Source organism: Alteromonas sp. CI.11.F.A3 (assembly GCF_032925565.1).
Taxonomy (GTDB): Bacteria; Pseudomonadota; Gammaproteobacteria; order Enterobacterales; family Alteromonadaceae; genus Alteromonas.
The window spans coordinates 357,407-381,580 of sequence record NZ_CP136708.1 but is presented as its reverse complement, the minus strand read 5'-3'; the positions used below and the strand labels follow the sequence as shown (position 1 = coordinate 381,580).

Genomic DNA, 24,174 nt, shown 5'->3' with positions numbered 1-24,174 from the left:
TTACTCTCCGTTTTGCGCAGCGACCAGCACCGTTACGCCTTGTTGTTCAATTAGATATTTATCCTCGTCACTGATGCCATTATCAGTCACAAGAGTAGAGATATTTTCCCAGCCCAATTCTAAATTGGGCATTTTGTTCGACAGCTTATTCGACGTTGCCATTACAACAACTTCATGAGCAGCACGTGCCATGGCGCGAGTAAGCCCTGTTAATTCATTAAAGGTAGTGGTTCCGCGATTCACATCAATACCCGCCGCACCAATAAACGCCATATCAAAACTATAAGCCGATACCAATTGTTCGGCCATTGCACCTTGGAATGAACGAGATGCGGGATCCCAGGTACCACCTGTCATCAAAATAGTGGGTTCGTTATTACTTTTGGTCAGCTGACTCGCTGCATCTAATGCATTCGTCATCACTACCAAGTTGGGTATATCACGAAGGCAGGGTAAAAGCGCAGCGATGGTACTGCCGCAATCCAACACTATTTTTGACCCTTGCTGAATGCGACTAGCAGCAAGCTTACCTATATTCTGTTTTATTGATGAAGGTAAGTTCACTACATTGGTTTCGCCTTGAGAAGCAGATAGGGGTGCGGCACCGCCAAATTGGCGAATAAGCTTTTTTTGGTCTGCCAAGGCGGCTAGATCTTTTCGAATAGTCACTTCAGATGTGCTGAACTGGGCCGCGAGCAATTCAACTTGCGCGTAGCCGTGCGTGTTTACCCATTTAATAATGCCAGCGCGGCGCTGATCTACAGAACGACTCGTTTTCAAACTCAATCCAACCCTGATATGAAGGAAACTACAGTGCCTTCTCTAAACCATTTCTACACTATTCCTGAATCATAACTTTCAAAACGAAAGTTATGATTTACGAAGTGAAAGAAATGTAAGCTATTCGCGGCTATTTCGCAAGTTTTTCGTACAATTTTTACTAGTAAGCTATCAACATATAAATCGGCAGGCACAAAAAAGGACAACCTTGGTTGTCCTTTCATTTACCACTAAACCGCGCTAAAGCTATTACATGCTGGTTATTTTTTTGTCGGGCGAGGCCAGTTCGCAATATTACGCTGCTTTCCTCGCGCTACAGCAAGTGCCGCACTTTCTACTTCGGTGGTAATGACTGAGCCAGCACCTACCGTAGCATTATCACCAATGATCACAGGGGCCACTAATGAAGAGTTCGAACCCACGAAGGCATTTTGACCTATTACGGTTTTAGATTTATTCACGCCGTCATAGTTACAAGTAATTGTGCCCGCACCAATATTGGCATTAGCACCCACTTCAGCATCACCGAGGTAAGTAAGGTGATTTACCTTAGCACCTTCACCTAGCACGGTTTTTTTCATTTCAACGAAGTTACCTACTTTGGATTTTGCATGCATTACCGCGCCAGGGCGCAGTCGGCCGAATGGCCCTACCGTGCAGTTTTCACCTACTATAGCTTCTTCTATAATAGAGTTTGCTTCAATAACCGCGTTGTCGGCAATTTCACAATTTTTCAAAACGCAGTTTGGCCCAATAGTTACGTTATTACCTAAAATAACGTTACCTTCTACCACTGCATTAATATCAATGGTGACATCTTGCCCCGTGGTTAATGTGCCTCTTAGGTCAAAACGCTGAGGGTCGGCCAGTGCCACACCATTGGTCATTAGTTCGTTTGCTTGGCGAAGCTGAAGTGCGCGTTCTAGATGCGCCAATTGAATGCGGTTATTTACCCCTTCAACCTCAACCACCTCTTGTGGTTGTGCCGATTGAATACGCTTACCTTCTTTAGCAGCCATTTCAATCACGTCAGTAAGATAATACTCACCTTGTGCATTGCTATTACTTAGCGCACCCAACCAACGTTTTAAATCGCTTCCGGACATCATCATCATGCCCGTATTGATTTCACAAATTTGCTTTTGTGCATCGGTAGCATCTTTGTGTTCAACAATGGCGGTGATGTTGTCGTCTTTACGAATAATTCGGCCCATTCCTGTAGGGTCGTCTAATTCAACGGTAAGCAAGGCTAAATCACACTCGGCTTTTACGGCTTTCAGTTTAGCCAAGGTTTCTTCGCGAATAAGGGGGGCATCGCCAACTAATACAAGTACATCTTCATCATCGTTAATGTGCGGCGCGGCTTGCTGCACCGCATGACCCGTGCCTAACTGTTCTTCTTGCAAACACCAATTTAAGTTTTCGCCAGTTATTGTGGCCTTTAGCTTGTCGCCTCCATGACCATAAACTAAATGAATACTATCAGCCTCTAAGGCTTGAACGGTGTTGATAATACGCTGCACCATGGGCACTCCGCCCACTTTATGAAGTACTTTTGGTAACGAAGACTTCATGCGCGTGCCTTTGCCTGCGGCTAAAACTACCACTGAAAATGCCATGCTATTCCTTTACGAAAATCGATAATACGAACTTTTGCCTAGTGTATCTAAGGCGTGATTATATGTCAGCGATTGATTTTTGAAGGCTCATTCTTAAGTCTAGATCTGAGTTGAACAGCCTAGTAGTTCATTAAATCAACGGGTATACTTTACTTTTCAACTGAATTGGATTGTAGCAGCAAAGGAGCTTGCGTAGTCAGTGAATACTTTTCGAACACTTCACCGAAGTATATTGGTGCTGTTTGCCGTCGTGGTTTTAGCGATTGTTACCCTAGTGCATTTTAGTATTTCTAAAATTGTGGCGGAGCAAAGCAGAGCACAGCAACAGTCATTGTCGCCAGCGGTGTCTCTTATTGTCGAGCAGTTATTAAAGCCTCTTCACACGTCTGAAGCGTTAGGCCATTCCACTGAATTAGTTACCTTGATGGAAGGCGACGAGGTTGACGAAGCCGCGATATTTAACACCCTAAACCGACTTGAAAGAGAATTCGGTTTATCTTTCTTTATTGCCAGCGAAAATGTCAAACGCCAATTTAATTCTGATGGCACTACCATCGATTTAATTGAAGGCGAAGTCAGTTGGTATTTTAAGTACCGTGACGGCCCTGACGATGCAGTGGCAGATATTGGTAAATGGGAAGATACCCATTTTTATATCGACCTGAAGGTTTTTGATGACGATGGCCGATTTTTAGGCTTCTTCGGCGTAGGAAAAAGCTTACGCAGCTTCATCAATGTCTTTGATTCTTACAAAGAACAATACGGCTACGACTTTCTTTTTGTCGATGAAAAGGGAGACATCATGCTGTCTTCCGATCCTGCTCTGGTGGCCTCGTATTCTGATTTCACCAACCTTTCAGAGCTACCTTGGTATGCCAGTCTCCCGATTACGGTTCAAGACGAGCAAGCCCTTAATAACAAGTTGGTGACTATCAATCAAAAAGACTTTTTGATAGCGGAAGTTAAATTAAACCAATTTGGATGGACAGTCTTTTTACTTAGCCCATTAGAAGACAGGCAAACCGAGATATCACAAGCTTTCATCTTTAGTGTAGTGACGCTGCTAGTGGTTGTTTTCTCTCTCTTTTTGCTTATTTACAACTTACTTTATTATTTCAGACGAGACATGCAGCCCGATTTAATTGTGCGTCATGCTAATCGTTTGCCCGACCGCACTAACCTAGAACTTATCTATCAATCGTTATTAAAAGAACAGCGCTCTATTAGCGTGATTTTAATCAGCGTAGACGACTTTGGGCATATTATTGATGCCCATGGCCGAAATGCAGGTGATGACGTGTTAGATAAAGTGGTGGCGTATCTTTCTGACCACCTGCGTGAGCAAGATGTGCTTGGTCGCTGGAGCAGCGAAGAGTTTATTATATTGCTGCCTCAAACAGGGCCGCACGAAGCCTTCGATACTGCACAAAATTTGCGTCATGGCATTGCTACATTAACGCCGTTAAGTGAATCGCCGCAGCTACAATTAACCGCCTCATTTGGGGTATCGTTTACTGCTACTACTCGTAGCATGAATGAAGTTACCGCCCATGCAGAAGATGCGCTGTATCAGGCGAAAAGAGATGGGCACAATTTAGTGCGTATGCAGCTTATTGAATAAATAAGCTGCGGAGCTTTTATTTTTTCTATTTGAAATTTAATGAATAGATTTCAAATATATAACGCTTAGCATCATCACCGTATCAGCCGCTTTTAGCTAAACGGTGATGATGCTAACGCCCTTTCGAACCGAGCAAGCAAATTTCTTACGCCGTTTTGGCTGCCCGGCTACGTTTTATCATACCTATCACACCGGTAGTGAGTGCCACACCTGTCAATATCATTACCCCACCAACAATGGTTTGTAACGACAAGTGTTCTTGCAAAAACAATACGCCCCAAATAATGCCAAATAATGGCACCATGTAGGCCACCGATATCGCTTTTGCTGGGCCGACATTGGCGATCAATTTGAAATACAGGATGTACGCAATAGCGGTACCTAAAATGGCAAGTGCCACGGCATTCAACCATGCATTCGTGCTTGGCATAGTGGCTGGTAATGTACTTAACGCGAAAGGCGCTAACATAATAGATGCCATTGCTTGGCTTCCAGTAGCCACCACTAAAGGTCGCACGCCTTGCAGCCACCGTTTCATCATGCTGGCCGCAATGCCGTAGCAGGTAGTAGCAAGTAAAGCGGTTAGAATAGGCACAAAGCTAATATCACCTTCCCCTAGCTTTTGCTGGCTAATAACCGTTACCCCTAAAAACCCAAGTGCTAATCCGGCGATAGCTGTGGGAGTAAGTTTGTCACCCAGCCATAGCCACGCCACTAACGCCCCGAACATTGGTGCGGTCGCGTTTAAAATGGCATTAACCCCAGCTTCTAAATGCAAACTGCTGTAGTTAAATAATACGAAGGGCACAGCTGTATTCGCTAGCCCCACTAATGCAATGGGGAACCAATACCTAAAAATTTGGTTCACGCCACCGGTCATCATTAAAATAGGTAATAGCACACAGGTAGCAAGTACGGTACGAATGGCTACCAGTACATAAATACCAAACTCTGGCGCCGCCACCCGCATAAAAATAAATGAGCCGCCCCAAATAGATGCTAATAATAATAGTGCAGCAATATCTCTTAAGCCCATAGTACGCCTTGCGCCCCTTCTAATTTTAATAAATATTGCTTACGTTCAAGCCCACCTGCATATCCCGTTAGGGTTTTATTGCTTCCAATAACTCGGTGACATGGTACCACTATCGCAATAGGGTTGCGCCCGTTGGCCATACCCACGGCGCGAACCGCTTTAGGATTATTTAGCGTATTGGCAATATCGGCATAACTGGCGGTTTCGCCATAAGGGATATCGCATAGCGCCTTCCATACCGCCTGCTGAAATGCAGTGCCTTTGGTATCAAAAGGTAAGTCGAATTGGGTGAGGCTACCATTAAAATAAGCCGCTAACTGCGCTTTCGCTGTTTCAGTAAGGTCATTACTGTGAACGCCGCCGTCAACGTCAGCATTAACGCTATCGACAAAAGTAATGGCACTAATTCCTTTGCTAGTAGCTGCTATTTCAATAAGCCCTTGTGGAGACTCAAGGTAGCTTTTGCATACTGTCATGACTTATTCCTACTGATAAATGTATACCCAAAAACACGTTAACTATTACTTAACTGCCACAATTGTAGTGTTAAGTAGCTTTGCCATGGCGCAGCCTCTTGCGGCGACACCGGATACTTCTCGGCCATTTTTCTTACAATAAGGTCGCCAGCCAAGTACACATCAGGATCACGTTCACCTCGCATCTTAAGGTAATCTAATGTCCATTGACCAACGCCTTTGATTGACAATATTTCATCATGAGTAGGCTGATTCCCGTGACAAAATAGCGCCGCAAAATCACGAAGTGCATGCTTACGAGCATTTGGCATGCGCAAAAATGCTAAATCACTGTTAGCCACCGCTTCGGGTTCAGGAAAGCAATAATGCTGCTTTGGCTCGACAGGCTCCTCAGTGGCTACCGCCCCTAAATGCTTTGCAAGCAGCCCCGCTTGATTGATTGCCGCTTTTACACTGACCTGTTGGCCTACAATGGCTCTGCACCCACTTTCAAAAACAGTCCAAGTACCAGGAAGGCGCAACCCTTTAGTCAGTAGGCTATCAGGCAAGCCCGCTGCTAATAGCGATTTTTCAATTAACTCTGGGGCGGCATGTAAATCGAGCAGCTGCTTTATTTGTTCAACCGTTTTATACACGTAAGCTAAATTTGGCAAACGCATTTTTACATCGAAGCCATTTGCGCTCTCATTAAAAGTCGCACTGATAAATCCCGACTCCCCGTTAACGCTAATATAACGGCTATAGGTATTATCGAACACCATTTCTACGCCCCGAATAGCCCGCAATGCAAGAAACTCTCTGACTTGCTGCCAATGGTAAGGTGGCCTGAAGTGCAATCTTAGTGATATTTCAGGCAGTGCAGTATGGCGTTTACTTCGTAATTCGGTAGGCGTTTTTTTGCAATAAGTTTGCACTGCGCGCTGAAGTTGCCTTGTAGAGGCATACCCCGCGCTTAAAGCAATATCAGTAAGCTTCATGGTGGATTGCTGTAGCAACTGCTTTGCGAACAACACTCGTTGCAAATCTTGATATTGTTTAGGAGACAACCCCGTATGCGACACCATGAGTTTATTTAAGTAACGCTCACTGATACCCAATCGGCTTGAAATGGTGGAAATAGACTGCACGGGTATATCGCTTAATAGCGTTAGCGCTCTTGTCACTGTTGTGCCTACACCTAACCATGCAAAAGAAGACGGCGCGCTGTCGGGTCTGCATCGTAAACAGGGACGAAAGCCATCACTCATAGCTTGAGCAGCATGGTTATAGTAGGCCACGTTCTTTTCATCAGGCAATTTGGCTGGGCAAATTGGCCGGCAAAATATACCCGTGGTTTTCACCGCCACAAAAAAGCGGCCATCAAAACGGGCATCTCTACTCACCCTAGCTTTAGCGTAAGTATCGCGGTGCTCATTATCTTCATGCGCTGAATCTTTTATGTCCGTGTTCATACTATGGCTCGGGTTAATGTGCGGGTTTAAACCGTCACTGCGCTATTAAGATTTAATTGTATCCTGTTCCCCTAGTAAGGGTGCGACAAAATCGGAACTGACAGTAAAATATCAGTAGAGTTGATAATCGCCACTAGCAACCGCATAATGGCGTAAAAATAATAGTGCCTGCCACCTTTGGGGTGCGCCCTTACTGAGCCCAATTCATGTTGCAAACCACGCGCAATTTAGTACCGCGCTTGATTAGAATTAGCCTATTCTTTTTCACGCTTACCGTGACATATCCCGCATTAAGCGCCGATTGGCTTTCTGATTACGCCAACTATGTGCAGCGCGAAGCCGCAAAATATAATGTGCCCGGCTATACCTTTGTTTATTACGAGCAAGGCAAGGCGCCACAAGTATATGTTTATGGCAGAACGCACAAAGGTGGAAAGCGCATTACTGAAGACACGGTATTTCGCCTAGCCTCGGTATCAAAAACTTTCACCGCCCTACTTTCTGCCAAACTGGTTGAGCAACAGCGCTTACATTGGGATACTCCCATTTCTACCCTGTTACCTGACATTCCTTTCAATGTGGAAGGTATGGAAACATTGCAGCTTCAGCATATTGTGGGGCAATCTAGCGGCTTTATGCCCAATGCTTACGACAACTTAATTGAAGCAGATTATTCATTGCAGCGGGTGTTAACCTCATTGAGTGAGCTCGACCCTTTATGCATACCTGGCGAGTGCTACACCTACCAAAATGCACTGTTTGGGGCGCTCGAGTATTACCTTACGAACAACTACTCATCTTATTCTCGGGAAGTACAAACACAGCTCTTTACTCCGCTGGGCATGAATACAGCAAGCGTGGGAAAAGGCGGATTGCTTGCGTCTGCTTCATGGGCTCGCCCACACATTGCTATTGCCAGAGACCGATGGCGTGAAGGCGCAGTTGAAAGCAACTACTACCGTTTTTCACCCGCAGCAGGTGTAAACGCCAGCATTACTGATATGACTATTTACTTGCAGGCTTTGCTAGGCGAATTCCCTACGGTGATCTCACCTGACATGATTGATGAAGTCACTACACCACGGGTTAAAACCCAGCGGGAAACTAGGCGCAGGGGTTGGCGCGGCATGCTAAAAGACGCCCATTATGGGCTAGGCTGGCGAGTGTATGATTTTGATGGCAAGCGTATTAATTACCATGGTGGCTGGGTAAAAGGGTATCGTGCCGATGTGGCGTTTGCGCCCGATTATAAAACCGGATATGTGATGCTAATGAATGCCGAATCGAACATGATCAATTCCACTACGGCTGAGTTTTGGAAGCGTTATTTTAAGCAGGCTGAAGCTAAAGATTAGAATGGCGCTTAAAACCCATTTTCTATTACAGGTTAAAAGCGCCATCATGCGTAAGGTTAACGTTAAAGCGCCTAAATTACGGCTTTAAGTAGGTATAACCGCTTAAGCAATTTTCGTAAAAATCGGTCCAGCGAACCCCTTCTTTCGGGTTAATTTTCCCACCTGACACTTGTCTGTCTATAAGACGTTTCACATCAGATGCCATGGCACGTGGGTTGTATTGCATAATGTTCAGAACATCTTCTACAGAAGAGCCTTTCACCACTTCTTCAATGTAAAAATCTTCTGGATCGTCATCGTAGCTAAAGATGTGAACTTCATTCAAACGACCAAACAAGTTGTGCATATCGCCCATTACGTCTTGATACGCGCCAGTTAGGAATAGGCCAATATAGTAAGGCTCATCTTTCTTAAGCGGGTGCATCGGTAATACATCGGTAATTTCACGGCCAATCGAAAACTGATCAATCTTGCCGTCACTGTCACAAGTAATATCAACCAATGAGCAGTTCACCGTAGGCTTTTCGTTCATACGCGTAAGCGGCACTACGGGTAGCAGCTGGTCAATGGCCCATGTATCAGCGGCAGACTGAAATACCGAGAAGTTACATAAGTATTGCGACGACAAGCTGTAATCTAATTCTTGCAGTTCTTCCGGTACATATTCTTCTTTGCGATACCATACTTGCAAACGCGCCATGATATCCCAGTAAAGGGTTTCAATTTTTGCCAATTCTTCCAACGACAACACGCGCAATTTAAAAGCACCTAGCGCTTGCTCTTTATATTGCGATGCATCGTTATACACTTCGTGCATATTGGTTTGATTCTCGAAATCGTCTGACAACTCACGCATATTTTTTAAAAATACATGTTCGTTTTCATTTGCAGACGTGTCGATTTGAGCCGCATTCGACTTAATTTCGCCTACAATTTCGGTCACTACACAGCTGTGGTGGGCGGTAATGGCTCGGCCACTTTCACTCACTAAATTAGGGTGCGGAACGCCTTCTAGGTCGCACATCTCTTTCATGCCGTAAACCACGTCGGCGACGTATTCTTGCATGCTGTAGTTGCGTGAAGACTCGTTAGTAGAGTTGCTACCATCGTAATCGATACCTAAGCCGCCACCTACATCAACATAATCTAGTGGGAAACCCATTTTGTGCAAATCGGCATAAATACGCGCGCCTTCGGTCATCGCTTCTTTTACGGCACGAATATCGGTTAGCTGACTACCAATGTGGAAATGCAGTAACTTAAGGCAATGAGACATGCCTTGTTCTTCAAGATAACGGGCGGTTTTAATAATTTCCGTGATGGTAAGCCCAAATTTGGCACGCTCGCCACCCGAGCTTTCCCATTTACCACGGCCTTTCACCGTCATTTTAGCGCGCACGCCGATAATAGGGTCTATTTTCAGCTCTTTAGACACTTTTACCAACAGCAATAGTTCACTGTACTTTTCAACCACCACTACTATTTTGCGACCAAGCTTTCTACCTAATAATGCTAGGCGCATAAACTCGTCGTCTTTATAACCGTTTAGGATGGTCAGAGAATCTTCGTTGGTATTCATGGCAAGTACGGTAAGCAGCTCAGCTTTTGAGCCCGCTTCTAAACCGTAATTAAAAGGTGCACCGGCCTCTACAATTTCTTCTACCACTTCACGCATCTGGTTTACTTTTACCGGATATACGCCTTGGTAAAGACCTTTGTACTCAGCTTCTTCAATAGAGCTGCGAAACGCTTTGTTTAAACTAGCGACTTGAGAGCGCAAAATATCGTGAAAACGCACCACTACAGGGAATTGAACCCCTTCTTTTCGAATCTCTTCAACAACCGATTTAAAATCGATGCGAATACTGGGATCATCAGGAACTGGAGTTACATGCACGTTACCATTTTCACCAACTTGAAAATAGCCGCCACCCCATTGAGACACGCCATAGACGCGCTCTGCTTCTTCAATGCTCCAATCTGACAATGTAGTCACCTTTTAAAAACTATGCTGAACGCTGCTGTTCAGAAATTAATGCGAAATAGGGCGGTATTATAGACAACGTATAGTGTGGCGCTACGTAAAATATCGATTGTCTCGACTAATTTTGTTTATCGACAGCACTCGCCGTAACCCAATCCTGAACATAGGCCTTAGTTTCAAGATCAAACACCACGTCTACCTGTGTCATAAACGAATCATGGTCTTTGGTACGGTGCAATGTGAAGTTTTGCTCATTAAAGAATTTTGCGGCTATGTGATCGGAGACGGTGTTGTCATCCTCAAGCCAGATTTCGATTTTTTGGTTGCGCCTATCGAGGTGAATAGGGGCTTTCATTCGAGCAAAAGACTCTGAATGCGGCACTTCCCAAGAGCGCATATCTACAATGACATGAAAGGCTTTTCCTCGCCTTGCTTTGAGCGTGTCACCAAAAGCTGCTAGATATTGAATGTTGGTATTCATATCCCAACGCCCGCGCAGTGTTACCAAAATAAGATCTTGAAACACTTCAATGTGATAATGCTGTTTTGACATCTGACTAACTGCAATCCCTTTCAATAGCTCGACTAAAGTAGCATGTGCAATGGTAAAGGTGATTATTGTCGTTGTACAAGAAATGTCTCATCTTTTTCGCTGAAAAAAATGGTGCTTACTGGCAGGTAAATTTAGTGGAAAAGAATAAACTGAAAAAGAAACAGAAGGTTAGGTGTAGCATTTATCACTAAGAGTATAAACAGTAGCAGGCATTTTCATACCTGCCACTGATATTTTATACCTTAATCGTCACCAAACTCTCTCACGATGCTATTAATAGTTTCTTTTGCATCGCCCAATACCATACGGGTATTATCTTTAAAGAAGAGCGGGTTATCTACACCAGCAAAACCAGCATTTGCAGAACGCTTAAGCACGAATACGGTTTTAGCGCGATACGCTTCAATAACTGGCATACCGTAAATGGGGCTACCTTTCATTTCTTTCGCGGCAGGGTTAACTACATCGTTAGCCCCAATAACAATAACCACGTCGTAGTTTTCCATACGCGGGTTAACGTCATCCATTTCGTACAATTGGTCATACGGAACATCGGCTTCGGCGAGTAGAACATTCATGTGACCGGGCATACGCCCTGCTACCGCGTGAATAGCGTAATCTACCGTGCACCCGTTCTCTTCCAATAACGACTGCATTTCACGTACTGCATGCTGTGCTTGCGCTACCGCCATGCCGTAACCTGGAACAACCAATACCGACTGCGCCGCTTCTAATACATAAAATGCATCTTGGGCAGACAAAATCTTAATTTCGCCTTCAATTTTTTCACCCGCTTCCACAGGTTTCGAAAACCCAGACAACAACACGTTCATTAACGAGCGGTTCATCGCCTTACACATTATGTTAGTAAGAATAAGACCTGAGGCACCCACCAATAGACCAGTAACAATCAAAATGGTGTTGCCGGTTGCTAAACCTGCCGCCGTAGCCGCTACCCCTGAATAACTATTCAATAAGGCAATAACCACTGGCATATCGGCGCCACCAATTGAGATAGTTGCCCATAGACCGAAGCTTAGCGCCAGCGCAATAGCGCAGTACAGCCACAGGGTATTTTGAGGTTCTGTGGTAAAAAAGTACCCCACCACCAGCATAGCAATAAGGTGTAGTACGCTAAGCTCCCGAAGACCGGTGAAAATAACGGCTTTAGATGACATTTTGCCTGACAACTTACCCCACGCGACCACGGAGCCAGAGAAAGTAACGCCCCCCACTAAAATTGTGAAGAACAAGGTAATGTACGTAAACGCCGTGGCGGTTTGAAGTGCAACCATGCCCATGCCAGACAACGTAGCCCACCCAAGCAATAAAGAGGCTGCACCACCAAATCCGTTAAACAACGAGACCATTTCTGGCATGGCTGTCATTTCAACCGATTTGGCTTTCCAAGCACCAAAGGCACCACCAATAACAACACCTAATATAATCCATTGGTAAGTGATAATTTGCTGGTCGAGCAATGTTACTACCACGGCAATCAACATACCCACGGCGGAGACAAAGTTTCCTCGTTTTGCTGTATCAGGATGGCTTAGTAATTTTAGCCCTAAAATAAATAACGCTGCAGCGACAACGTACGCAAGATTAATTATGGTTTCGATATCATTCACTTGCATACTCCTTATTTTTTATCTTTCTTTTTGAACATGCTAAGCATGCGATCAGTTACCAAGTAACCACCCACTACGTTTATGCTGGCAAGCGCCACAGCTGCGGTGCCCAATACGGTGGTCAACATATTGTTGTCGCCACCAGACGCGGCCAATGCGCCCACTAACGTAATACCTGAAATAGCATTAGAGCCCGACATTAATGGCGTGTGTAACGTCGCTGGTACTTTGCGAATTAACTCAAACCCTAGAAAACCAGCAAGCAGCACAATAAACAGTAAATAGATAATCTCCATGATTACGCTCCTTTGTAGGCGTTGGTTAACATGTCGTTGGTAATTGCGCCGCCATGAGCAATAACACAGCCACTTAAAATATCGTCTTCTAAATTCAAACCAAAAGCGTTGCTTTCGGCATCGTAAAACTCATCAACCAAGTTATAAATATTGTTTGCGTACATGTCTGTGGCTGCTCGGGCAACCGCTTGGCTCCAGTTACCTGTGCCTATCACTGTTACGCCATTCACTTGTGCTACTTCACCCGCCACCGAACCTTCAACGTTTCCGCCAGATTGGGCCGCCATATCAACTACCACACTACCTGGCTTCATTAGTGCCAAGGTATCTTTGCTAATTAACACCGGTGGTTTGCGACCAAATAGCTGTGCCGTGGTAATAACAATATCTGAATCAGCAATAGCATCACGCTGCGCGTCTTGCTGCTTGGCTTTTTGTTCATCGGTGAGTTCTTTGGCGTAGCCGTCTTTAGTTTGACCGGTTTCACCAATATCAATTTTAAGAAACTTGCCGCCCAAAGATTCCACTTGTTCTGCCACCACTGGACGAGTGTCGTAAGCCAATACATTTGCGCCTAAGCGTTTTGCAGTCGCTATGGCTTGCAAGCCAGCCACACCGGCACCAATAATAAATACCTTTGCTGGCTTTATTGTGCCCGACGGCGTCATCATCATAGGTAATATAGAAGGTAGGTAGTTCGCCGCTTGCATCACCATGACATAACCAGCAAGGCTCGCTTGTGAACTTAACGCATCCATTTTTTGAGCTCGAGATGAGCGGGGGATCATTTCAACTGAAATAGCCGTTAAGCCTTTGTTTGCAATTGACTCAACCAGCGGTTGCTCAAAGAAAGGGTCAAGATGGCCAACCACAATGGCCCCTTTTTTCATCACCGACAGTTGGGATTCAGCCGGTTTATTTACGCTTACAAGCATATCGGCTGTTGATAATGCACTATTCACATCATCAATAATAATTCCACCTACATCTACATATTCGTTATCGACATATCCCGATAACAAACCCGCCCCACTTTCTATGTGAAGCTCAGCCCCTTTCTTCACTAAGCGTTGCACACTTGATGGGGTTACTGCACAGCGCTTCTCCACATTTGATAGTGGCATCGGTATTTTCGATTCGTTTAATACTATGATTTTCACACGCTTCTCCTCACGTCCAGGCTCCACGAGAATGACATCCTTTATAGATGAACAAGCCATTTTATTCACTTATGCTTAACATGCCTTTTGGAAATCAAAACTATTTTCATCCCTCATTTACGCTAAAACACATTGTTAAAAAGCCATAAAAGTAGCGGCCAGCGCTGACCACTTTTATCACTCAGCGAAAGAACTTACGGCATTTACACATTCTCAACTAGTATTATTTTGCTACGAGTCATAACTAGAATTTATATGGGATTGGCATAGAAGAAAAAAATGACTAACAAGACTTCCCATTCAAATTATGAATGCTTTCATGTCGATATTATTAATGCGTTGAAGGCGGGTAGCCTCTTTTTAACAAATGATGGGGAAGCCCGCGGTTAATAAGCCTTCCGCCCAACCACGTTGGTAGCTAAGGCAGAAGCTGAACACGCACTTTGTTTGATATTTGTTAAATAAATATGGGGGATTTTACAATCGGTGTCGTCTTGATGGATTAACAGTGACGCACTGTTAATTAATAACCGTTTGTGGGGTGCACACCACAACACTAAAAATAAACGCCAGCACGTTAATAGGTGCTGGAACATTAGGACACACAACATCATGTATAGGAAAACCAAACTTGCTTGCTCAGTGGCAGCAGTTTTAGCCTCCGCTATTCCTGCAACCAGTGCATACGCCCAAGACACGCAAACCAGCCAAGATGTAGAAGTGATTGAGGTAAGTGGTATTCGATCATCCGTGGCAAAATCGATGGATGTAAAACGCAGCGCTTCGGGCGTTGTAGATGCTATCAGTGCTGAAGATATTGGAGACTTTCCCGATACCAACTTAGCTGAATCTCTTCAGCGGATCACAGGCGTCTCGATCGATCGCTCAGGTGGAGAAGGACAACTTATCACCGTTCGCGGCTTTGGCCCTCAGTTCAATACTGTACTGGTCAACGGCCGTCAAATGGCGTCTGAGAATGATACTCGTGCATTCAGTTTCGATACTATCGCATCAGAGTTGGTGAGTAGCCTAGATGTGCATAAAACCTCTACTGCAACGATGCAGTCAGGTGGCGTCGGCTCAACTATAAATATTAATACTGCACGCCCCTTTGCGCTAAATGGATTTAAAGTAGCTGGGTCAATAAAAGGGGTTTACGACGAAAATAGTGAAGAAACTACACCACAATTTTCTGGCTTAATTAGCAACACGTTCAACGACGATTCTTTTGGTGTGCTGCTTGCGGTTTCTTATCAAGAACGTGACACCCGTTTGAATCAAGCTCAAATGGATGGGTGGCTGGAAAATGTTGGCGTATCCAACCCCGTTACACAAGATGGAGAAAGTTGGACAGGTAACGTATTTTCTCCACGCAACTATGATCATAAAGTTACCTTTGAAGAGCGCACCCGAACCAATGCAAATTTAGTGTTCCAGTATGCGCCAAATGACAAACTCGTTGTGACCGCCGATGCGCTTTACTCAGATTTTGACGTTGAGTCAGAAGCCACGTCTTACGGCCACTGGTTTACTGCACCGAACATTCAAGGTGTAGGTGATGATGGTAGTTTGTTCGACGAAAACGGCAATAGACGCAGCCCTACCGTGGATGCCAATGGCACCATTGTAGATTTGTACCAAGAAGTAGGTATGGCTACTGATATGCATGCTAAAACCTTTGATCGCCTGACTGATACCTATGCATTGGGGCTAAATTTTGACTATCAGTACTCTGACAATTTGAACCTAGCGTTCGATTTAAGCCATTCAGGTGCAGAGCGTGAAGCCAATAATGGCGGGGGGGATCAACTCTCTCTTATTGGATACGCTAACCGTGTACGCTTCCAAGTCGATGATGGTATTTTACCCGTGGCTAGCATGTTCGCTTCGGCGAACCCGAACATTTACAGCGGCCAGCAAGAACTCGGTGGCGCTATTGTGACCAGCCCAGATGGCTTCCCAATTTATAACCCTGCGCTAACCCCTGATGGCGTCAGCAATCATCTTGATGAGGCCAACAGCCGAGCTCACGTAATGTTAAGACGAGGCTGGGCTGTAGAAGATGAAGTTAGCCAACTACGTTTTGACGGCGAGTACGTGACCGATGGAAGCGGATTAACAGAGATTCGCTTTGGCGGCCAATACAGTACAGAAACCAAATCGTTGACGCGTTGGGATAACGAGGGTGTCGGTATTCACTGTACCTACTGTGGCTACCCTGACCTACCTGAAATTCCTGCCGGTTCCCAATATGTATTTGATGCTGGTGGAGACTTCCTTTCTGACATCAGCGGCAGCGGTCGTATGCCTACCTCGTGGCTTGGTCACGATGGCGAAGCAAACTTTGCCTTTTTAGAGGCTTACTATCAAAGCGTTAACGGTGAAGCAATTAGCTTTGATGCCGTACGTCGTAATAATAGCTTCGAAGTAAAAGAAGATATCCTTTCTGCCTATTTAGAAATGGATTTTGAAGGTGAAGTTGCCGATATGTTTTTAAGCGCTACGGCTGGCCTTCGCTATGAAACTACCGACGTTGAAGTCAATGGCACACAAGCGCCAATCACAGGCTTAACTATTCTTGACCAAACTGAAATGTTAGCCGGTTTCGGAGAAGCGCAAGGCATTGCAACAGGGTCAGATTATGACGTATTACTGCCAAACTTTAGTGTGCGGTTAGAAATAACCGATGACTTAATCGCACGATTAGCAGCATCATCAACCATTACTCGCCCTACACTCAATAGCATGTCTCCGGTTACCGTTATCACCACCACCCGCCAAGGTGGCGATTTAACATCTACTAGTGGTAACCCTGGGTTAGAACCTTTTAAATCTGACAACCTAGACCTTTCACTTGAGTACTACTACGGTGAGGCGAGTTATGCGTCAGTGGGCTATTTTAGAAAGCTAGTGTCTGATTTCATTATTAACAGCCAAGAAGATAAAACCTTTACACTGGCCGATGGCACAACCCTCACCGACCCATCTACCGGTACTAACACTGGCGCCACAGATGCTTCAGACGAAGTAGCCGTGTTTACTAACACGCTGCCTAATAATGGTGAAGATGCCACCGTTTACGGTGTTGAATTAGCGCTGCAACATACGTTCGACAACGGCTTTGGCGTGCTGGCCAACGGCACATTGGTAAATAGCGATGCAGAGCTAGATCCTTTCAACATAGACCAAGTTTTTGCGCTGACAGGATTAAGCGATTCGTACAACTTGGTCGCATTTTATGAAACTGACGACTATCAAGTTCGCCTTGCCTATAACTGGCGCGATGAATTTGTTCAGTCGTTAACACAAGGGCAGGGCGATGGCCCAACTATTGTTGAATCTTATCAACAACTTGACATTAGCGGTAGTTACAGTTTGACCGACAATATGGAGGTTTTCTTTGAAGGTATTAACCTCACCGAAGAGTTCGTTCATAAAAGAGGTCGCTTTGCTAATCACTTGTTGTTGGTTGAAGACAGCGGCAGGCGTTGGGCCTTTGGTGTACGTGGAAGCTTTTAAATCCACATAGTTGCACGCGATGTGGCTACCGTCTGGTAGCCACTATTTTACAATAGGATAGCCAGTGAAAAATTCTCCTATAACACGTATTGTCGTGGTGGGTGGCGGTAGCGCAGGTTGGTTAACTGCGGGGCGCATTGCTGCAGAGCATCAGTGTGCATCGTCAGATCGTATTCAAGTAACCCTCGTTGAAAGCTCCAATGTGCCGATTGTCGGCGTGGGTGAAGGTACTTGGCCTACCATGCGCTCTACCCTTATCAAACTGGGCATCAGTGAAACCTCGTTCATCAAAGAATGCGACGCTACATTTAAGCAGGGCGCAAAATTTGCGCAGTGGAAAACGGGTATAAAAGACGACTTTTATTACCACCCCCTCATGCTTCCTCAAGGCTTTAGTAAAGGAAATTTAGGCCCTTATTGGCAGACCACACAAGATACTTTGGGTGAGTCTTTTTCCCACGCAGTCTGCTTTCAAGAAGCCATTTGCGAAGCCGGTTTAGCGCCTAAAAGTATTCGGCATGCCGAATTTGCGGGTACTGCCAACTATGCTTATCACTTAGATGCCGGTAAATTTACCCAGTTCCTAGCCAAACACTGCCAAGAAAAGTTGGGGGTAAAGCACATCCTCGCTGATGTGAACGGTATCGCCAGCCATGAAAACGGTGATATTCAATCTCTCTACACCACACAAGGTATAAACATTGAGGGCGATCTTTTTGTCGATTGCACAGGCTTTAAGTCGAAGCTATTGGGTGAGCACTATCAAGTCCCTTTTATTCCCTGCGATGATGTTCTTTTTATCGACCGAGCTATTGCCGTTCACGTACCTTACGAACATGATAATAGCCCTATTGCCTCTCATACTATTTCCACAGCACAAGATGCTGGTTGGGTATGGGATATAGGTTTGCAGTCGCGCCGAGGTGTTGGCTACGTTTACTCTAGCCGTCACCAAAACGATGATACGGCTTATGAGCGTTTAGCCCATTACGTCAACCAAAACGGCAAAGACGTATTTAGTCAGCTCACGCCTAAAGAAATCACCATACACAGTGGCTACCGAAAGTACTTTTGGCAAAATAACTGTGTGGCCGTAGGACTATCAGCTGGCTTTTTAGAGCCTTTAGAAGCCTCAGCACTCGTGCTTGTTGAGCTTTCTGCCGCCATGATTGCCGAGCAGCTTCCGGCCAACCGTCAAGTCATGGATATTATAGCTAAACGCTTTAACGATACTTTCAGCTATCGTTGGCAACGTATTGTCGACTTTTTGAAACTCCACTACTGCTTAAGTCAACGCGACGATAGTGAGTTTTGGCGTGACAATCGTGATAGTGGTTCAATACCAGAATCGTTACATGAGCTTTTAGCGCTTTGGCAGTACCACCCGCCTTCAGACCTTGATTTCACAAGCAATAATGAGGTGTTTCCAGCAGCAAGTTACCAATATGTGCTTTATGGAATGGGCTTTAAAACGCATTTAGAACCACAGCAACGATGGTTTAATCAGAACGTTGCCAAGCAGCAACTGGCTCAAAATCAAAAAGCGCGCAACATGCTGGTGGATAAACTACCTGCACATCGCGATCTCATAAATAAAATTAATCAATTTGGCCTTCAAGCCGTGTAAGGACATACCATGACAAATATGGTTGCTATCAACAATCAACATCATGCCAACTTAAAAATCACCGACGATACTCTTACCCAAGGTGCTAACCTGCACCTTGTGCCGGTGGTCGTCTCTGAGGTGAATAAACTTATTGTTCACTACTCTATTGTGCTGACAAAATTTGATGATACAGGCAAGTTCGGCTTATCCGCGCTGTTAGGGTTTGAAGAAGGTGAAAACTTGTTTTGGCAACAGGGCGAGTGGGATGCGGTGTATATTCCCGCTCAAATTGACAGGCTGCCTTTTTTCATTGGCAGTGAACCTCAGAATAAGGACGTCAACCCTATTTTGTGTGTTGATATGGATAATGCCGCAGTGAACGAAAGCGACGGTCATGCTCTGTTCGACAAAGTAGGAGAACCTACGGCGTTCCTCGCTGAAAAACAACAACTTTTAGCGCAACTCTTAGATGGCGAAGCGCAGAATCAATCATTTATCGCTTGCCTTCAATCACTGGATCTCATCACTCCTTTCACGTTAGATATTACCTTCGAGAATGGGTCAAAAACCTCAATTACTGGTTTGTACACTATTGATGAAGAAAAGCTGCAGGCACTAAGCGCTGAATCAATTGCTAGCCTACATGCCAAAGGCTGGCTGCAAGCTATCTACATAGTAGTGGCATCAAACGCTCAGATTTATGCATTAATAGACAAGAAAAATAAAGCCCTCAAACAAGGTGATGCGTGGTTTGAAAACTAAATCGTCGGTATTACGTTTACAGCCTGAAAGGAATGAGGCGACGTCTTCTGTTCGTCATTTAACCGTGGGCACTGGCAATACACCCGTGTTTGTCATAGATAATTATTACCCAGAGCCCAATATTTTACTTTCACAGTTGTCACTTTCACGCTTCACGCAACGCGAAGACGACCATTACCCTGGGTTACGTCATCAAAGCCCACCCGCGTACGTTGAATTTAATGCTGTCTCTTTACCGCATCTTCTTAGCCATTACCTACAAAACCACGATAATGATTTCAATGAGTACGCGACAAGATGGTCAGATGCTACATTAAGTATTTCGCAATTTTCTATGGCGACATTCGGCGCCGCGGCGCTTAAACCAATACAGTGCATTCCACATATCGATACACACTCAGAAAATGAATGGGCTATGGTGCACTACTTATTTAGCGCGCCATTGGGGGGCACTGCATTTTACCGACATAAAGAAACGTATCTGGAACGGGTAACATCGCGTAACTATGTTCAATACATGAATACTCTGAAACGCCAAGCCACTACGGTAGGGTTGCCCCCTAGAGCTTATATTGATGATGATAGCGCGCTATTTGAGAAGATAGGCCAAGTAGACGCCGCCTTTAACCGTGCCATTGTATACCCTGCAAATTTGCTACATAGCGGGCTTCTTCCTAACCATATGCAACTTCCCACTTGTTTAGAAACAGGAAGAGTAACGGCAAATGCGTGCTTCGTATATTAAATAAGCGAACAAAAGGTGATCGAATTTGTTATTTTTTACGTTCTACTGCCGAATGATGAGTAAAAGGTTCATGCTATGTTTGGTCTATTTAATAAAAACCCCACAAAGAAACTTCGCAAACAATATGATGGCTTGCTAGAACGTGCAATGCACGCTCAGCGTAATGGCGACATCAAAACCTATTCAATGCTTACCGCTGAATCTGAAGACGTATGGAAGAAGATTGAAGCGATTGAAAAAGGAAACTAATACTCGTTAGTAGGTAACGTTTATTCCAAGGGCATATCGTGTGCCTGAGTCTTGTACCAACAATAATTGATTGCTAAAACGTCCGCGCTTATGCACGGTTTCATTGGTTAAGTTTATACCTTCTGCAAACAGCGATATGTGACTACTAATGTCATACGCCACGCTCATGTCCCATTGTTGATAAGGGGCCACAAATGTCGGTTCGGTACTTTGTGTTTGATTGAGAGATTGCAAAAAGCCATCTCTGTGGTTCCATGCTAATCGCCACTGAAGCGCATCTTTTTCGTAAAACACAACTACATTTTTGGTACCTGATAATCCTGTCAGTGCAAACGTAGAACGAATATTGGTGGTATCCAGTTCGGCATTACTTCTCACATAACTCGCGTTGGCTTGAAGTCCCCACCCAGATTCTCTAAATAAGTGCTGAAGGCTAAGTTCTACGCCTTCCACCGTGGCCGATCTTCCATTGTTAGGCGAATTGACCGTAAAAATAGCAAGCTCATCACTGCTGTCCGGTGCGTTCAAGTCGCTTCCCGTGCTGGGGTCGGTTACACCATCAAAAGTTAGTTGGTCACTTTCACTAATAATAAAATTATCAACTTCTTTTCTAAATATACCTAACGACACATAGCTGTTGTTCTGATAATAACGCTCTATCGCCACATCCATATTAATAGCTTCAAAAGGCAACAATTGTGGATTACCTATTCGTGCTCGTAAATCTCCACCTTGTCGGGTAGTTGTGTACGTTACCCCTGGTGCCATTTGTTCGAGTGTTGGCCGAGTTAAACTATGATTGTAAGCCGTTCGAAGTACCCACTCATCTCGCCAACCTAACTTCATGCTGACACTGGGTAACCAATTCACATAGCTTGAGTCGCTTTTTATCGCTACTGATTGACCAAACTCTTGTCCTAACTCGGTTTGATCTAGAATAATAAGTGCCGACAACTGCTCATCTACCCCATTCACATTTACATGAGTATATTCGGTTCTAAGGCCAGCGCGAAAGTCGATAAACCAAGGCGATAAATCCCTTTCCAGCGCAAATTGTAGGTATGTTGCATATACGGTTTCTTCCACCGCGAAAGAACTCCCTCGCGTTTCAGCCGCGAGACTAACACCAGCATTATTTTGCAGAAAATTAAAAAGCGTGGCACCATTATGCTGTAACCACTGGTGCGGTATACTTTCATGCCCACTGACCGAGCTTAAAAAGCCACTACCTGCGTCAAAAACGGTTTGAAAACTATCTGGAATATCAGGGTTTTCAAAGTAACCACAAAACGTGCAGTGCCTAGCATTCGCTTCATTGTCGCGCCGTTCATTGGTTTTATCGCGCTGGGTAATCGCCACCCCAGTATTGAGCTGACTAAACCAGCTATTGTCACTTAAATACGTAATGTTTACTCGACCCTGGGCGATATCGTCATCTATGTTCCACCCGCGTCGCAGCATCACGTGGGAACGACCATTAGCAGGGTTTAAAAAGTTACTCTCATCTTGCCCTACACCACTTTGAAAGCCAGATATCGCAGGAAGCACATCACCTGCGGTATGATCAAAGGCGGACTGATTTAAATAGCCAATGAGCGATAGGGAATTTCCTTCTCCATTTTTATCATTCACTCGGGCATTTGAAATAGAGATATCAGCGTCGAACAAGATGTGGTCTTGTATTGCCCAATCTGCGCTGAAACCTAAGCTTTGCACATTGGAAGAGCGATTAAATGTGCGTGCGTGGAAGTCGGTGGCGTGACCACTTGATTGTGAAAATGCTAGTGCACTACCATTGCTGTCTAATATTACATCCTCTAGGTTGCTTGATGTAAACCAATGCCCCATCGAGGTTGCAGCGGTATCTACATCGAACTGAGACCCCAAATAATCCACGGCTAACTCGACATCATCTGACGGTCTATACTGCAAAACCAACGCAGCGCCAGTTCGAGTTCGCTGATCAAAACGCACCCGTTGGTCGTAATTTCGTGGCACGTAAAGTGTGGAAACATTGTCTGGCAGCTCTGACGCGGGAATACTGGTATTTACCAGCCAACCGTCTATTTGCGCTTCTTCGATTTGAGCATCTCGTTCATGATGGGTGAAAGAAGCAAGCAAGCCCAGTCGATTACTCAGATATGTATTACTGAACATGGCGGTTGCTGAGGGCGCAAAATTGGCCGAATTAGTGTCGTATTGCATTTTAACACTTCCCGCTGCCCGCATTCCCCTAAATGATAATGGCTTTGCAGTTTCAATATCGATAGTGGCACCAATCCCTCCCGATTGCATAGCCGCTTGCGCTTGCTTGTGCACGGTCACGCTGCTGACAATTTCAGACGCTAGGGTATCGAAACTAAATGCGCGACCTAACTTATCAGTGGCCAACGGCCTGCCGTTAATTAGCACACGATTGAATTCAGGCCCAAAACCGCGAACGGTGACAAGCTGACCTTCTCCTTCTGCTCGATCGATAGACACACCCGACACTCTCTGAAGCGCTTCTGCCAAATTCTGGTCAGGGAATTTCCCCATTTCAACAGACTGGATAGTATCAAGAATGACGTCTGCATCGTGCTTGATACCCACCGACTGCGTTACCCGGGCACGCACCCCTCTCACTTCTATATATTCGATATCGAAACGACCAGCTTCATCGGGTACCGCAATAAGCGAATCGTCTTGAGCGGTAATGGCATTAAAAAGACGGGATAAAAGGTGAGATTTTTCGCTGTTTTCAGAAGCGGATAAAATTTTAATGCGCTTGTTATTAATCACTTCTGCATGTAATGGAGACCCGTCAAGCAACATCGCAATTGCATGTTGGGGCGTATAGTTACCAACCACTTGATTCGCCGTAACATGCCGCACTTTGTTGTAGGGGAAAACAACCGTTAACTCAGCTTGATTAGCAAAGGCGATAAGTGCTTCATCGCCACTTGAAGTTGGAATATTAAAAGAAATAATGGGCGCTTTTTGCCTAGCACTTTTCGCTTCAACGGTAGGTGATTCAGAAACCGTTGATTTAGCAACCGGCTTTTTAAAAAAAGATTGCGCATAGGTGCTTGGAATACCAAGCATACAAAAAGAGGTCGCCCATATCGCCATCGTTAAAACACGAGGTTTGTATGGCAACAGTTTACGCTGTTTCTTTTGTTCCTGAATAACCGGCATGTACGCTTAATTACTTTTTAAGTATCAGTTTTTTATTTTTGTTTTGCCCGCCATTATCACAAGCAATACTGTTGTAAATCAGCTTCGCATTATATACAACTTATTAACTACTTTTATATTTCATTGGTCTTTCAATTTAGGCTGGGGGAAA

The 24,174-nt window shown here is 44.8% G+C and carries 18 protein-coding genes; 7 read left to right on the top strand and 11 right to left on the bottom strand.

Features of this window, described 5'->3' with window-relative positions:
* Both R1T43_RS01675 and glmU read right to left on the bottom strand, forming a co-directional pair.
* The gene (locus R1T43_RS01675; protein WP_057796518.1) at positions 1-780 is read right to left on the bottom strand and encodes a DeoR/GlpR family DNA-binding transcription regulator; all 780 of its coding nucleotides are present in this window, start codon (positions 778-780) and stop codon (positions 1-3) included.
* A 260-nt stretch (positions 781-1,040) separates the two neighbouring features.
* Positions 1,041-2,399 (bottom strand): bifunctional UDP-N-acetylglucosamine diphosphorylase/glucosamine-1-phosphate N-acetyltransferase GlmU, encoded by a 1,359-nt coding sequence (glmU, locus tag R1T43_RS01670; protein WP_317352208.1) that lies wholly within the window; start codon positions 2,397-2,399, stop codon positions 1,041-1,043.
* Positions 2,400-2,598: 199 nt separating this feature from the next.
* On the opposite strand from glmU, the gene R1T43_RS01665 reads away from it, so the two are divergent.
* The gene (locus R1T43_RS01665; RefSeq protein WP_211070193.1) at positions 2,599-4,020 is read left to right on the top strand and encodes a diguanylate cyclase domain-containing protein; all 1,422 of its coding nucleotides are present in this window, start codon (positions 2,599-2,601) and stop codon (positions 4,018-4,020) included.
* 145 nt (positions 4,021-4,165) lie between these two features.
* Here R1T43_RS01665 and R1T43_RS01660 read toward each other — a convergent pair whose 3' ends face one another.
* Genes R1T43_RS01660 through R1T43_RS01650 form a run of 3 tightly spaced genes read right to left on the bottom strand, consistent with a single transcriptional unit; the run spans position 4,166 to position 6,983 of the window.
* Positions 4,166-5,056 carry a DMT family transporter gene (locus R1T43_RS01660; RefSeq protein WP_211070194.1) on the bottom strand — a complete coding sequence of 297 codons (891 nt, stop codon included), beginning with the start codon at positions 5,054-5,056 and terminating at the stop codon, positions 4,166-4,168.
* Positions 5,047-5,532, bottom strand: a complete 486-nt coding sequence (locus tag R1T43_RS01655; RefSeq protein ID WP_317352202.1) for a methylated-DNA--[protein]-cysteine S-methyltransferase — start codon at positions 5,530-5,532, stop codon at positions 5,047-5,049. The genes R1T43_RS01660 and R1T43_RS01655 overlap by 10 nt, the downstream gene beginning before the upstream one ends.
* A 38-nt stretch (positions 5,533-5,570) precedes the next feature.
* A complete protein-coding gene (locus tag R1T43_RS01650) occupies positions 5,571-6,983 on the bottom strand; it encodes a DNA-3-methyladenine glycosylase 2 family protein (protein ID WP_317352199.1) in 1,413 nt (470 codons plus the stop codon).
* Positions 6,984-7,189: 206 nt separating this feature from the next.
* On the opposite strand from R1T43_RS01650, the gene R1T43_RS01645 reads away from it, so the two are divergent.
* Positions 7,190-8,338 carry a serine hydrolase domain-containing protein gene (locus R1T43_RS01645; RefSeq protein ID WP_317352196.1) on the top strand — a complete coding sequence of 383 codons (1,149 nt, stop codon included), beginning with the start codon at positions 7,190-7,192 and terminating at the stop codon, positions 8,336-8,338.
* 76 nt (positions 8,339-8,414) lie between these two features.
* On the opposite strand, the gene speA is transcribed toward R1T43_RS01645, so the two are convergent.
* The 5 genes from speA to R1T43_RS01620 all read right to left on the bottom strand — a co-directional run bounded on the left by speA (position 8,415) and on the right by R1T43_RS01620 (position 13,962).
* Positions 8,415-10,325: a biosynthetic arginine decarboxylase gene (gene speA, locus R1T43_RS01640; protein ID WP_211070198.1), complete on the bottom strand. Its 1,911-nt coding sequence runs from the start codon at positions 10,323-10,325 to the stop codon at positions 8,415-8,417.
* A gap of 115 nt (positions 10,326-10,440) precedes the next feature.
* Positions 10,441-10,875, bottom strand: a complete 435-nt coding sequence (locus R1T43_RS01635) for an arginine decarboxylase (protein ID WP_211070199.1) — start codon at positions 10,873-10,875, stop codon at positions 10,441-10,443.
* Between the two features lie 242 nt (positions 10,876-11,117).
* The gene (locus R1T43_RS01630) at positions 11,118-12,506 is read right to left on the bottom strand and encodes an NAD(P)(+) transhydrogenase (Re/Si-specific) subunit beta (protein ID WP_317352191.1); all 1,389 of its coding nucleotides are present in this window, start codon (positions 12,504-12,506) and stop codon (positions 11,118-11,120) included.
* A gap of 11 nt (positions 12,507-12,517) precedes the next feature.
* Positions 12,518-12,802, bottom strand: a complete 285-nt coding sequence (locus tag R1T43_RS01625; protein WP_317352188.1) for an NAD(P) transhydrogenase subunit alpha — start codon at positions 12,800-12,802, stop codon at positions 12,518-12,520.
* Between the two features lie 2 nt (positions 12,803-12,804).
* The gene (locus R1T43_RS01620; RefSeq protein WP_317352185.1) at positions 12,805-13,962 is read right to left on the bottom strand and encodes an NAD(P) transhydrogenase subunit alpha; all 1,158 of its coding nucleotides are present in this window, start codon (positions 13,960-13,962) and stop codon (positions 12,805-12,807) included.
* A gap of 612 nt (positions 13,963-14,574) precedes the next feature.
* Between R1T43_RS01620 and R1T43_RS01615 the strand changes: the two genes are divergently transcribed.
* The 5 genes from R1T43_RS01615 to R1T43_RS01595 all read left to right on the top strand — a co-directional run bounded on the left by R1T43_RS01615 (position 14,575) and on the right by R1T43_RS01595 (position 20,846).
* Positions 14,575-17,481 carry a TonB-dependent receptor gene (locus R1T43_RS01615; RefSeq protein ID WP_317352182.1) on the top strand — a complete coding sequence of 969 codons (2,907 nt, stop codon included), beginning with the start codon at positions 14,575-14,577 and terminating at the stop codon, positions 17,479-17,481.
* A 64-nt stretch (positions 17,482-17,545) separates the two neighbouring features.
* Entirely contained in the window at positions 17,546-19,108 is a 1,563-nt protein-coding gene (locus R1T43_RS01610) for a tryptophan halogenase family protein (RefSeq protein WP_317352179.1), read from the top strand.
* Between the two features lie 9 nt (positions 19,109-19,117).
* Positions 19,118-19,852 (top strand): SapC family protein, encoded by a 735-nt coding sequence (locus tag R1T43_RS01605; RefSeq protein ID WP_317352176.1) that lies wholly within the window; start codon positions 19,118-19,120, stop codon positions 19,850-19,852.
* On the top strand, positions 19,842-20,597 hold the full coding sequence (locus tag R1T43_RS01600) for a DUF6445 family protein (protein WP_317352173.1): 756 nt from the start codon (positions 19,842-19,844) through the stop codon (positions 20,595-20,597). The genes R1T43_RS01605 and R1T43_RS01600 overlap by 11 nt, the downstream gene beginning before the upstream one ends.
* Positions 20,598-20,672: 75 nt before the next feature.
* Positions 20,673-20,846, top strand: a complete 174-nt coding sequence (locus tag R1T43_RS01595) for a DUF6435 family protein (RefSeq protein ID WP_317352170.1) — start codon at positions 20,673-20,675, stop codon at positions 20,844-20,846.
* Between the two features lie 6 nt (positions 20,847-20,852).
* Here R1T43_RS01595 and R1T43_RS01590 read toward each other — a convergent pair whose 3' ends face one another.
* Positions 20,853-24,023, bottom strand: a complete 3,171-nt coding sequence (locus R1T43_RS01590; RefSeq protein WP_317352167.1) for a TonB-dependent receptor — start codon at positions 24,021-24,023, stop codon at positions 20,853-20,855.
* Positions 24,024-24,174: the final 151 nt, after the last annotated feature.

Bases quoted from the DNA above. Each gene is read 5' to 3' on its own strand.
- glmU (WP_317352208.1), bottom strand. From the start codon at position 2,399: ATGGCATTTTCAGTGGTAGTTTTAGCCGCAGGCAAAGGCACGCGCATG.
- R1T43_RS01660 (WP_211070194.1), bottom strand. From the start codon at position 5,056: ATGGGCTTAAGAGATATTGCTGCACTATTATTATTAGCATCTATTTGG.
- R1T43_RS01655 (WP_317352202.1), bottom strand. From the start codon at position 5,532: ATGACAGTATGCAAAAGCTACCTTGAGTCTCCACAAGGGCTTATTGAA.
- R1T43_RS01650 (WP_317352199.1), bottom strand. From the start codon at position 6,983: ATGAACACGGACATAAAAGATTCAGCGCATGAAGATAATGAGCACCGC.
- R1T43_RS01645 (WP_317352196.1), top strand. From the start codon at position 7,190: ATGTTGCAAACCACGCGCAATTTAGTACCGCGCTTGATTAGAATTAGC.
- R1T43_RS01635 (WP_211070199.1), bottom strand. From the start codon at position 10,875: ATGTCAAAACAGCATTATCACATTGAAGTGTTTCAAGATCTTATTTTG.
- R1T43_RS01625 (WP_317352188.1), bottom strand. From the start codon at position 12,802: ATGGAGATTATCTATTTACTGTTTATTGTGCTGCTTGCTGGTTTTCTA.
- R1T43_RS01615 (WP_317352182.1), top strand. From the start codon at position 14,575: ATGTATAGGAAAACCAAACTTGCTTGCTCAGTGGCAGCAGTTTTAGCC.
- R1T43_RS01605 (WP_317352176.1), top strand. From the start codon at position 19,118: ATGACAAATATGGTTGCTATCAACAATCAACATCATGCCAACTTAAAA.
- R1T43_RS01595 (WP_317352170.1), top strand. From the start codon at position 20,673: ATGTTTGGTCTATTTAATAAAAACCCCACAAAGAAACTTCGCAAACAA.
- R1T43_RS01590 (WP_317352167.1), bottom strand. From the start codon at position 24,023: ATGCCGGTTATTCAGGAACAAAAGAAACAGCGTAAACTGTTGCCATAC.